Annotated in this window: 10 protein-coding genes; 6 read left to right on the plus strand and 4 right to left on the minus strand. The window is 44.3% G+C overall.

What is annotated here, in order from left to right:
* Positions 1-6: 6 nt before the first annotated feature.
* Positions 7-2,265, minus strand: a complete 2,259-nt coding sequence (locus EDC63_RS08590) for a bifunctional metallophosphatase/5'-nucleotidase (RefSeq protein WP_124948181.1) — start codon at positions 2,263-2,265, stop codon at positions 7-9.
* A gap of 547 nt (positions 2,266-2,812) precedes the next feature.
* Between EDC63_RS08590 and EDC63_RS08595 the strand changes: the two genes are divergently transcribed.
* Complete coding sequence (locus EDC63_RS08595; protein WP_124948182.1) at positions 2,813-3,364, plus strand: pyridoxamine 5'-phosphate oxidase family protein; 552 nt, start codon at positions 2,813-2,815, stop codon at positions 3,362-3,364.
* A gap of 86 nt (positions 3,365-3,450) precedes the next feature.
* Here EDC63_RS08595 and merR read toward each other — a convergent pair whose 3' ends face one another.
* The 3 genes from merR to EDC63_RS08610 all read right to left on the minus strand — a co-directional run bounded on the left by merR (position 3,451) and on the right by EDC63_RS08610 (position 6,050).
* Positions 3,451-3,861 carry an Hg(II)-responsive transcriptional regulator gene (gene merR, locus EDC63_RS08600; RefSeq protein WP_124948183.1) on the minus strand — a complete coding sequence of 137 codons (411 nt, stop codon included), beginning with the start codon at positions 3,859-3,861 and terminating at the stop codon, positions 3,451-3,453.
* Positions 3,862-3,905: 44 nt separating this feature from the next.
* Positions 3,906-5,033, minus strand: a complete 1,128-nt coding sequence (locus EDC63_RS08605) for an HD domain-containing phosphohydrolase (protein ID WP_124948184.1) — start codon at positions 5,031-5,033, stop codon at positions 3,906-3,908.
* Positions 5,034-5,099: 66 nt separating this feature from the next.
* Positions 5,100-6,050 carry a class I SAM-dependent methyltransferase gene (locus EDC63_RS08610; RefSeq protein WP_124948185.1) on the minus strand — a complete coding sequence of 317 codons (951 nt, stop codon included), beginning with the start codon at positions 6,048-6,050 and terminating at the stop codon, positions 5,100-5,102.
* Between the two features lie 413 nt (positions 6,051-6,463).
* On the opposite strand from EDC63_RS08610, the gene EDC63_RS08615 reads away from it, so the two are divergent.
* The 5 genes from EDC63_RS08615 to EDC63_RS18775 all read left to right on the plus strand — a co-directional run bounded on the left by EDC63_RS08615 (position 6,464) and on the right by EDC63_RS18775 (position 11,115).
* On the plus strand, positions 6,464-7,933 hold the full coding sequence (locus tag EDC63_RS08615; RefSeq protein ID WP_124948186.1) for a protein adenylyltransferase SelO: 1,470 nt from the start codon (positions 6,464-6,466) through the stop codon (positions 7,931-7,933).
* Between the two features lie 42 nt (positions 7,934-7,975).
* Positions 7,976-8,320 carry an FKBP-type peptidyl-prolyl cis-trans isomerase gene (locus EDC63_RS08620; protein WP_124948187.1) on the plus strand — a complete coding sequence of 115 codons (345 nt, stop codon included), beginning with the start codon at positions 7,976-7,978 and terminating at the stop codon, positions 8,318-8,320.
* A complete protein-coding gene (locus tag EDC63_RS08625) occupies positions 8,321-9,070 on the plus strand; it encodes a pseudouridine synthase (protein WP_223248487.1) in 750 nt (249 codons plus the stop codon). It abuts the gene before it with no gap.
* A gap of 5 nt (positions 9,071-9,075) precedes the next feature.
* Positions 9,076-9,789 carry a hypothetical protein gene (locus EDC63_RS08630; protein ID WP_124948188.1) on the plus strand — a complete coding sequence of 238 codons (714 nt, stop codon included), beginning with the start codon at positions 9,076-9,078 and terminating at the stop codon, positions 9,787-9,789.
* Between the two features lie 519 nt (positions 9,790-10,308).
* Positions 10,309-11,115 (plus strand): VPLPA-CTERM sorting domain-containing protein, encoded by an 807-nt coding sequence (locus EDC63_RS18775; protein WP_223248488.1) that lies wholly within the window; start codon positions 10,309-10,311, stop codon positions 11,113-11,115.
* Positions 11,116-11,550: the final 435 nt, after the last annotated feature.

The raw sequence follows: 11,550 nt of genomic DNA on the forward strand, positions 1-11,550 counted from the left end.
TGTTTTTCAGAATATTGAAAATACTCGCTTCAACCAATCAGGACCTGCACCTTGCGTAGGTTGAACAATCCCAGCACCACCATACTCAGATGCGGGCACACCGGTAACAGCAACCACTCTTCCTAAACCATGCTCGACTGTGTTAACCGTATGAGTAGCAAGGTAGCGACGTAGTGCATCTGTCGGATGAGCAAAATTATCCGGCGCAACTTTCAGGAACAAAGGACCACCATTGGCAAAACGAACCGGATCAAAGATGTCTGCTGAATTTGCCGGTGGCTGGGTACGCCATGGGCCATTGATCTCAAGTGGGCGATGACCAAACATATCTGCCGGCCCGGAAGTCATCTCAGTGCCCTGAATATAGCGCACATTGGTGGCACCGGTTGTACGGCAAACCTCATCGATGGAATTCCCATGCGGATAGCACGAAGCCAGTGTGTAAGTCGTGCTTCTATCCAGATTTTTTCCATTGATGGTTACGTTATCAATACGACCAGAAGTGATAGTACGCGGGAACTCGTTGTTAATCTCAACATCGAAATGCATGTTGTGTGTAAACCCCAGGAACCAGCCACCACGTTGACGATATGGGTTGGGATCAAACACATTGCTCAACACCCCTTCCCAATGATCCATCAAACGTCCACCGGTAAACTCTGCCAATGCACCGGCAGCACCAATCGGGTAGTAGTCGTAAAGATCCCCAACGGTAATATCGCCACTGAATCCATCATCCGAACCGAGAATAACCGTGTCAAAACGGAAACCATTGGTTTGTGATAATGAATTATCGTCAGTCAGAGAATGCCCTTTGGAGTCAGTTTCCCCAATTGACTGCGCCAGATTCAGAAAGGCATCTACCATCACATTGTTTGCGATTTCTTCCAGCACATTGAAACGCTCAATTGAAGGGTTAGTATGCCCCACCACTGTCTCAAGTGGATCACATAACACATGCCCTTTACCGTAAGGAAAAGCATTCGTACCAAAGGTATGGCAGGTATGATCCGGTCCAGCAACGAAGGTCTTGCGTTCCTGATCAATAATAGCCTTCATTGCGACATCTTCAGGCACGCTGCTATCGGCTTCCATCAGCTTCCACTTGTAACTAGTGATATAGCCATAATTAACAGTTACATCTAACCGTCCAAGAAAACTGTCTTCCCCCGCTTCAGTAACAATACCGATGTTCTTACCGAAAGGCCCACGCTGGATAATAATGGGTTCAGGTGTACGTTCATGGGTATGGCCACTAAACATGACATTGATCTTCGGAAATTCTTTAACCAACTGGACGTTTTTAGCCAAACCAAGTTCTGATAAGACAACGATCAGTTGAGCCCCTTCACGCTTGGCTGCTTCAATGTTGGCAGGAAGCTCTTTATAACCCATTGTGAATTTCAGACCGGTATTGAATGCATCTGCCTGTTGTGGCACCACATCACTGGTAATACCTATAATGCCCACTTTCACACCACCCACATCTTTAACAATGTAACCAGGATGAGTTTGACCAGTGATTTTTTTTGTGAGCTCATTGTAGTTATACAAATTGATAGCAACTGTAGGGAAATTAGCCTTAGTAACATGACAAGTTGCGTAAGTGGTGACATTCAAGCCACCGGGTGTAGCGCAATGCTGATCTTCATGGCCTGGCCGGCCATCCAGATATGCCATGGTTGTTCGATTGTTAGGTGCCAGGACGGTTGAAAAATCTCCAGCAACAAAACGCTGACGATAAACGCGCGGTCCGTAGCCAAAATCCCAGTTACCCGGTAAAAATGCGTCAATCGCCAATGCATTCAGCGCAGGCATAATTGCATCACCCACAGAGAAGGTAGTCTCTGCACTGCCATGCGTTGTATCACCGACAGCCAGCAGTAGGCTATTGGGATTACTTGCTCGAACTTGTTTGATGAGCGTGGTAACTTTAGCAATACCACCACTATTTGGATCTTTGCGACCATCAGGGAAAATCTCTGCATGAGGTGCCAAATGCCCGTGCATATCCTGGAACTGCATAAGTGTGACGGTAGAGCCGGATGAACGCTTGCCAGCAGTAGCCGAGGGGCTGGCAAAAGAAAGCCCTAGAACCGCGATAGCCATACACGAAGCGAAAAGACGACGCTGTGTAGCCTTAACTTGTTTTTCACAATCAATATTTGTGGAATTTGAAGTCATATTTGGCGCTTCATACGAAGCGCAGCCCGCACTTTTTAGGTGCAGGCAAGATGAGCCAATTGAACTGATCAATCTATTCATTTCTTACCCCTATATTGGAATTTAATAATTTAGAAAACACTAATTTTAATATTTGAATCACTTTGTTGCGAATATACAGTAAGCAGGATTCAGGCCAGCCAAGGAATATAAATTTTATGCTACTGAAATTTAGTAGAAATATTAATATCTATAAAATATGGCGATATATTAATATTGTTAATAAAATAGACATATTTTTACAAAAATATACGTATTCAATAATGTTATAACTACAATATTCCATTGTTTTTATTAATAAAAAAATATAAATAATTACAATAACTATCAAATAGCTGTTTTGTAAAATATCTCGACAAGCATCATTTTTTGTCCTTACACATCAAATTAAATAATGTAATAACTTGATTATACGTATATTTTAAATAACCACTATAATTTAAATTTATATATTTAATTCGATAGTACTATTCAAATACAGTATATAAGTGTATTTTAAGTAATTTAATATACTTGATATAATTGGCATTTATATACCAATAAAATATACTGTAGTAAAATACAAACGTCGGTTTATTGGGGAAGAATTATGGGCAAACTATATGATGAACTTCCGAACAAACTCACTGAATTTATCAATAATCAAAAAATATTTTTCGTAGGAACTGCAACAGCAGATAGTCGGGTCAATATCTCACCTAAGGGCATGGACTCGCTCAGAGTCCTTGGCAAAAACCAGGTAGCGTGGCTAAACGTAACAGGCAGTGGAAATGAAACAGCAGCGCATATTCAACTTGATCCACGTATGACAGTCATGTTTTGTGCGTTTGAAGGCGAACCTATGATTTTGAGGCTCTATGGAACTGCGAGGGTTATCCATAAAAACGACGCGGAGTGGAGTGCATTTTACGCCAAGTTCAAACCACTTCATGGCGCAAGGCAAATATTTGATCTGACAATCGATTTAGTTCAAACCTCTTGTGGAATGGCAGTCCCTTATCTCGAATACAAAGGAGAACGTAAACTGCTAAATGACTGGGCAACCAAGAAAGGAGATGCGGGAATTCAGCAGTATTGGGAAGAAAAAAATCAATTCAGCCTCGACCAAATACCTACCAACATTGTTGAGAAAAATACGTAACACTTGTACATAATAAACTACACAACCTATTAAATCCGCATGGTTAAGCACTAGCAGATCAAATTAAAACACACGTAATATGAGAATTAACCCATTCCATCTGCCTTCCCCAGACTTGCCACAATGGGGCACCCCATCTCCCCTCCACCGGTTTCACATTGGTTAACCAATGCCTTAATGGTGTTCCGCATATTATTTAAATCCGCCAGGCGCGCTTCAATCAATTGTAATTTCTGCAATGCCAGTTGTTTTGTTTCGGCGCAATGCCCATCGCCCAGTTCAAGCAGCGTTGCGATTTCATCCAGCGTGAAACCCAATTTTTGTGCCCGTTTGATGAAACGAACCCGATCTACGCTATCCGCTGGATATTGTCGATACCCTTCTCTTGGCTTGGGAGGCTCTATTAGCAACCCTCTACGCTGATAATAACGAATAGTCTCGATATTTACATCAGCATGGCTTGCCAGCATGCCAATTGTTAGCGTACCTTTTCCCATTGATTCCTTAGAGCCTTAAATAAATCAATAAAATAGCGAACGACTTATGCAAAAAGTTCTTCTTTGAATTGATGCTGTATTTCTTCGACTATAGAACGGTTTTTTAACAGGGCCTCTACACATTTCCGGTCCAGCTTGATGTCCGCCAAAAACAACAATCTTTGAAAGGCATCATCGTTGCTCCAGGCTTCTTTGTAAGGCCTGCGACTAGTCAGGGCATCAAACACGTCTGCCACCGCAATAATTTTAGCTTCGATAGGAATTTCATCCCCTTTCAGCCCTTTTGGATAGCCATTTCCGTCAAGCGTTTCATGATGAAATTCAGCGATATTCCTGAGCATATTAAGATGCTGAAAACCTTCGAGTGCAAAATCCTTGAGCATGGTATCAATGATTTGCCGGCCCTTCAGAGTATGTGTTTTCATGATTTCAAACTCGCTATCAGTCAGGCTTCCTTCTTTCAGCATGATACTGTCAGGAATGCCAATTTTCCCAATATCGTGCAGCGGAGAAAAAAGAAAAACATGCTCAACAAACTCATCATCAAAGCGGTGAGTGATCGCCAGTTCTCGGGCAATGACTCTTGAAAAATGAGACATTCTATCAAGGTGCGCACCTGTTTCTGTATCTCTTAAGTGCGCTACATCTCGCGCTGCCTGAACTGTGGATACCAGTGTCCTGACTGCTGAAATCTCATTCATCACCATCAGCGCTACCAGATGCCCAATCAAATCGAGAAAATGCAGGATTTCTTCATTCAATACATTTTTTTGATAGGAATTGAAAAATACAAAACCAAAAAAATGCCCGCTCATATACATCGGTAAGGTATAGCTGGAACCATAACCCTGAGCCCCAATTTTCTTGGTATGCTCATGTTCGCCGTTAGCAAAAATGGCAAGATCGTTCACCACCCGCGGTTTACCAGTTTTAACTATTTCCATTAAAGAACCAGCTTCGCTTAATGGCCACTGATATTGGCTAAGTGGCTGATCACCGCCACTACTATGGATAAACGTTTTAAGCAGGTCAGTTTTATGGTCATATAAGGCTACGGCGATACGATCAATTGAATCGAACCGTGCCACCAGCGTGTTATGAATTCTTTTCAGTTTCTCCGCTAAGGGAGAATCAGTGTTTAGCTCGGCAAGACTATCGCTATAATCATTCATTGAAAATACCAATCCAGTCAGTGAGTTGCTTACATGCTATCACATATAAAAAAGGGAACAATCGTTTTACTTCTTGTTAAATTCGATCAACCAGCAGCGATGGATTTTCTTGTTACGATAATCCTCAGGAACTGTTTGACCAGATATTTCTCGAATACTGCACGGCGAGATCGCATCCTGCTCCAATTCAAAACTTCTCAAATTATTTGAGAAGAATAATTGCCCTTGCGGGGCTAACAACTTCAGACATTGGTTGATTAATTGAGGATGATCTCGCTGCACATCCAGCACGCCACTCATTTTTTTGGAATTTGAAAACGAGGGCGGATCCATCACAATCAAATCAAATTGTTGTCGCTCTTTTACAGCTTGCTCAAGAAATACAAAAACATCGGCACGCACCAGTGAATGACACCTCAGATCCATACCATTCAATTCAAAATTACGTCGCGTCCATTCCTGATAGGTATTGGACATATCCACTGTGGTAGAGGTAACAGCGCCCCCTGCTGCGGCATAAACCGTAAAACTGCCAGTGTAAGCAAACAGATTCAGAAACCGCTTGCCAGCCGCTCGCTCCTGCACCATGCGCCGAGTATTGCGATGATCAAGAAACAAACCGGTATCCAGATATTGTTCAAGATTCACAATAAAACGGTTTCCATTTTCTGTCACGATAAATTCTTTTCCACCCTGACCTGTTTTTTCATATTGCGAAAGCCCGCGTTGCCGGGCTCTGCGCTTAAAGAAAATAGCTTCCCTGGGCAATTCCAGCACTTCAGCAGTTGCGAGACATACAGCTTCTACCCAAGCTTCATACTCGGACTCCTCCTGCTTCCATCCCGTTTCGAATTCCTGCAAATGAACATGTTGCTCATACATATCAACTGCAACGGGAAACTCTGGAATATCACGGTCATAAATACGATAACAGCTTAATCCCTGACGTTTAGCCCATTTACCCCAATGACGAAAATTTTTACGAAGACGGTTTGCAAAGACGGTTATATCTGCCATCTTAAACTCGCCCTGACAGGGATTCAGTTGAAACCTTTTCCAATTTTTGCACTCTTAAATTGTGCATATAATCACGCCTCATTGATTGAACCTAGAAACCTTAGTTAACCGCTACCCTTAACATTTAACTAAATAATTCTAATAGAATTTTTAATGATTACCTGGTTCAACCGGTTGGTGAGACCGCTATGGGCTGGATTGCACAGTTTTTGCAGCACAGGACGGCGTTGCAACTCCTTGAAATGGAATGACCATTCTGCGTCATTGCGCCTTACCCTGCGCTGCAAAAACAGCACACTCCAACCCATCCAACTAAGGTTTCTAGGTTGAACCAACTTATATTCCGGTATTGTACCGCGTGGCTAACGGACACGGTAGAATGCAAACTAAATGACTTTTGAAAACTGACTTTTATGCAAAAACTTGAAGCACTGAATTTTGACAACACCTACGCACGTCTGCCGGATGCCTTTTTTGCCCACCAGCCACCTACTCCCATGACTGATCCCTACATGGTCAGTTTCAATGCGGACGTAGCAAAACTCATTGATTTACATCCGGAAGAAGGCATGCGCGCAGAGTTTCTGGAATACTTCAGCGGCCAGCGCACCTTGCCAGGCAGTTCTCCATTAGCCATGCTGTATGCAGGCCATCAATTTGGCCACTTTGTGCCCCAACTTGGTGATGGCAGAGCTATTTTACTGGGAGAGGTACGTAATCAATCAGGTGAACACTGGGATTTGCATTTAAAAGGAGGCGGTCCAACCCCCTTTTCACGCAGTGGCGACGGGCGAGCGGTATTGCGTTCAACCATTCGCGAATATCTGTGCTCTGAAGCCATGCATGGCCTTGGCATCCCTACCAGCCGCGCCTTATGTATTGTAGGTAGTGATATGGAAGTTTATCGCGAGAGCATTGAAACGGGTGCCACCCTCATGCGCGTCAGCCCTTCCCACGTGCGCTTTGGTACGTTTGAAGTGTTTTTCTATCGCGGCCAGAAAGAGCAGGTTAAAATTCTGGCCGATTATGTTATCGCTAAACACTTCCCTGAACTAGTTGAACCGGAAGATAAATACCCCCGTTTCCTCCAGGAAGTCGTATTACGTACAGCACGTCTGATGGCTAAATGGCAAGCGGTTGGGTTTGCCCATGGTGTCATGAATACAGATAATATGTCCATCCTCGGGCTGACGCTGGATTATGGCCCTTTTGGTTTTCTGGACAACTATGATGCAGGATACATATGCAATCATTCCGACCATCAAGGCCGATATGCTTTTGATCAGCAACCTGATATTGGTGCCTGGAATTTAACTTGCTTGGCTCAGGCACTTACTCCCCTCATGTCGGTCGATGAAGCAAAGGAAGCCCTCAATCATTACCAGTCAACTTTTGCCTCCCACTACATTGATTTGATGAGCGCCAAACTCGGCCTGAAAGAATCAGGAAAACTGGTAGTCCCACTCATCACTGATTTACTCGACATCCTGCATAAAAATCATATTGATTACACGATTTTTTTCCGCGCCTTAGCTAACTTCAAGCAAGATGCTACAAAAAACAATGCCACATTGCGTGACATGTTTATAGACCGGGAAGCTTTCGATAACTGGGCCAGGGAATATAAACTTCAATTGGATAAAGAAAACAGTGCCGATGCAACTCGCAGAACCTCGATGCTGGCAGCCAATCCAAAGTACATTCTGCGTAACTATCTGGCCCAGAATGCCATAAGCAAAGCGACGGATGAAAAAGATTTTTCAGAAATCGATCGACTGCTTCATTTGTTAAAAACCCCATTCGACGAACAGCCAGAAATGGCGCGCTATGCAGCGCCCCCGCCTGATTGGGCCAACAAAATTCAGGTGAGCTGCTCATCCTGATCTGGCATAATACTTCTTTTGTAAACACATTCAGGAATAATCATGGCTGAAATCACCACAGAATCAGGTCTCATTTACGACGACGTAACCGAAGGCCAGGGCGAAGTTGCTAAAGCAGGACAGCGCGTTACCGTTCATTACACCGGATGGCTTACCAACGGCACCAAATTTGATTCCAGCAAAGACCGTAACGACCCATTCGTATTCTCATTGGGTGGCGGTCAAGTCATCCGCGGCTGGGACGAAGGCGTTCAAGGCATGAAAATTGGTGGCGTTCGCAAACTGACCATTCCTGCAGAATTGGGTTATGGCGCACGTGGTGCAGGTGGTGTTATTCCTCCAGGCGCTACGCTGGTATTTGAAGTAGAACTGCTGGGCGTTGCTTAATTGGCCGATGTGCCAGAAACGGAGAAAGTTCGGCTTTCCAAACTGATGTCAGAGCGCGGACTATGCTCGCGCAGGGAAGCCGATGTTTTTATCGAACGGGGCTGGGTTTATGTTGATGGCGAACAGATCAACACCCTCGGCACCCGAATCGATCCCTCACAAACCATCACCCTGAATAAAAAAGCACAAGATACCCAGACACAGCGCATTACCATCTTGCTGCATAAGCCTATCGGCTACGTTTCCGCACAACCTGAAAAAGGCTACAAAGCAGCCGTTTCCCTGATTTGCCGAGAGAGTCGTTACAAAAGCGATAACGCCCCTATTCACTTTTCTCACGAACACTTGCGCGGACTTGCTCCAGCTGGACGACTCGATATTGATTCTCAAGGCTTGCTGGTACTGACTCAGGATGGCCGAATCGCCAAACAACTCATCGGGGCTGATTCCCAGATTGAAAAAGAATACCTTGTACGAGTTCAAGGCGGGTTAAGCGATAAAAACCTGAAACTGCTGAATCATGGGCTGTCATTGGACGGCGAACGCCTGAAGCCCGCGCAAGTATCCTGGCAAAACCAGGACCAGCTTCGCTTCATCCTGAAAGAAGGCAAAAAGCGCCAGATCCGACGCATGTGCGAAATGGTCGGACTTAAAGTGGTAGGCCTTAAACGCGTCCGCATCGGTCAAATCAAACTGGGCGATCTCCCGGCAGGTGAATGGCGTTATCTTAAAGATAACGAAAGGTTCTAAGAAATATGACAAGACGGCTAGCAATAATTATATTAACAGCCGTCAGTTTAACGGCATGTACTAGCACTCCAAAACACCCTGCAGCAAAAGGCCCGGCCTCGCCAGATTTCAAATTTAACTCGCTCGCCAAAAGCGACATCGACATGGTCGCTGAAATTCATCAACAAGAATCCCTCAGCCACTTACGTGTTTTGATGGAAAAACTCTACCGACGCAATCCAAGAGAATTCAAAAAATCCGGCCAACCCAATATAGAAAGCGCTGTAGCCAGGGTTTTTGATAGTCCACACAACTGGAATTTCCCGGAATTACATGGCAAAAAAAGCATAGAAAGCATCTACCTGACTTTTCAGGAAGATTACAAAAATGATCGCGTTCTGGCTTTAATCGCCGGCTTAGCCTGTATGATTATCACTTCCTACAATGACAAAACCGAGTTTTTCCTGCTGGATAGCCTCGACCCACAAAAGCTATACAACAGTGCCCGCAATGTAGAAATCGCCGTATGGAAACTGGGGAACACCCGCAACAGTCAGGGTGAATTATTTTTGCTGAGTAACGATGCAGGTGGCGGTATCCGCAATCTTAGTTTCGAAAGGGAGTTTGGTAAAATTATCGCTGAACAAGACTCCATGGCCAGAGTTATTTCAGAAAAAACCAACCGTTCTTTTGTTCGAGTGGTTCAAAGTTTAGCTACTGCAGTGTTTATTCCTATTTAACTGAAAGCAATTTGCATAGCATCGCTTATTCAAGAAGCTATTTGTCTCAAACGTGCCATTATGAGACCTTCAATAATTTGCCAGATAACAGACACTCACTGTTGAATTGGTCAATCCCCCTAGAATATCCAGTTAAAAACCCAATAATCATCGGTGAGTAGTGACGAATCACACGAAATAAATTGCAGCTTAGAGAAGCTCAAGACGAGCAAACATCACACAATTTTCACGATGTCGGTAATATTTACAAGACTGAACACCTTGTCGTTAATCATTCTGCAAGCCATAAGCTGCATTTAAGGTATATTTCTTCATAAATTTCAAGTTATTTTGCCGGATAATTTTACAGTTACTCTGCAATACTTTTTCCCTGGCTTACCTAAGAACTCGATAAATATTGGCTAATCGGTAGACTTTGCACTAACTGGCATATTAATTGCTAATCTTTGGCTTGCCATACGAAACGAACTATTCTTGGTTCACCAACAACTCTAAATTAATATTTCAAAAGGCTTAACCATGAACTCTTTAAATATATCTCGCATATTTCTGCTCTTGTCATCGATTGTTGTAAGTGCAGCAGCACAAGCTTCATCTGCCGATCAAATCGTCGGAAGTTGGCTTTTGGATAACGGTAGTAGCTTTTCCGTGGCTACCTTCTTGCAAGATGGGCGCTACGTGGATGCATCAGCAGTTGCTGGTGACCCTGCACACACTGGTATTGAGTGGGGTACCTATTCATGGAATCCCGTGAGCGGCGCGATTACCGCCACTTCTACGGGTGACACTAATGGCAATTGGGGCATCGCTAACGATGTTGACGGCACACAGTACCTTACCGTCTCCGGTAATGCTGGCACGATTTTCCAAAACTGCGGTCCTAGTTGCACAGGTTCTGTAAATCGAATTCTTCCATCATCCCCACAAATCGTCGGAAGTTGGCTTTTTGATAGCAGTGGTACCCAGGTCGTGACTACCTTCTTGCAAGACGGGCGCTACATGGAGGCATCAGTAGTTGCTGGTGATCCTACACACACTGGTATTGAATGGGGTACCTATTCATGGAACTCGTCGACCGGTGCGATAACCGCCACTTCTGCGGGTGACACCAACGGCAATTGGGGCATCGCTAACGATGTTGACGGCACACAGTACTTCACCGTCTCCGGTAATACTGGCACGATGTTCCAAAACTGCGGTCCTAGCTGTACAGGTTCTTTAAATCGAATTCTTCCCGCCTCAGTACCTGTACCGGCTGCTGCGTGGTTGATGGGTTCTGGCCTGCTGGGCTTGATCGGTGTAGCTCGCAAGCGCAAAGCAGCATAATAGACTTTGCTCACAATGACGGCGGCCTTTTGGCCGCTGTTTTTTTTTGTTGGTTTGGTTCTGAACGTCTGCTTATGCAAAGCTCCAAGGTCAGGAAAGGGTCGAGAGTACGCATTTGGCTTACTTCAAAGCTGCCACAGGCTTGGCTTCCATGGCAAACTGGCGTTGTGTGCCAATTGCTGTCATCCAAGATTGAAAACACGATTACCGATTGCCGCCATTACTGACACGCATCAAGGTGGAAGAGGCAGACATTCAAGTTTTAAGTAAAACAACAACCAAAAATAAAAAGCGTTACTTATCTATTGTTATAATCAAGAAATTAACATATACGATAGAACAGTAGTGTCCGGTTAAATCGCGAATCGAGCCGCCAAGATCCAATCTGGGCGGGGTTTAGAAAGCAAAATATTTTGGTGCCGATTTGAAATCATC

It is taken from the genome of Sulfurirhabdus autotrophica (assembly GCF_004346685.1).
In the GTDB taxonomy this organism is placed as follows: Bacteria; Pseudomonadota; Gammaproteobacteria; order Burkholderiales; family SMCO01; genus Sulfurirhabdus; species Sulfurirhabdus autotrophica.

Coding starts and splice junctions, on each gene's coding strand:
- EDC63_RS08630 (WP_124948188.1), top strand. CDS start 9,076: ATGACAAGACGGCTAGCAATAATTATATTAACAGCCGTCAGTTTAACG.
- merR (WP_124948183.1), bottom strand. CDS start 3,861: ATGGGAAAAGGTACGCTAACAATTGGCATGCTGGCAAGCCATGCTGAT.
- EDC63_RS18775 (WP_223248488.1), top strand. CDS start 10,309: ATGAACTCTTTAAATATATCTCGCATATTTCTGCTCTTGTCATCGATT.
- EDC63_RS08605 (WP_124948184.1), bottom strand. CDS start 5,033: ATGAATGATTATAGCGATAGTCTTGCCGAGCTAAACACTGATTCTCCC.
- EDC63_RS08595 (WP_124948182.1), top strand. CDS start 2,813: ATGGGCAAACTATATGATGAACTTCCGAACAAACTCACTGAATTTATC.
- EDC63_RS08610 (WP_124948185.1), bottom strand. CDS start 6,050: ATGGCAGATATAACCGTCTTTGCAAACCGTCTTCGTAAAAATTTTCGT.
- EDC63_RS08590 (WP_124948181.1), bottom strand. CDS start 2,265: ATGAATAGATTGATCAGTTCAATTGGCTCATCTTGCCTGCACCTAAAA.
- EDC63_RS08620 (WP_124948187.1), top strand. CDS start 7,976: ATGGCTGAAATCACCACAGAATCAGGTCTCATTTACGACGACGTAACC.
- EDC63_RS08615 (WP_124948186.1), top strand. CDS start 6,464: ATGCAAAAACTTGAAGCACTGAATTTTGACAACACCTACGCACGTCTG.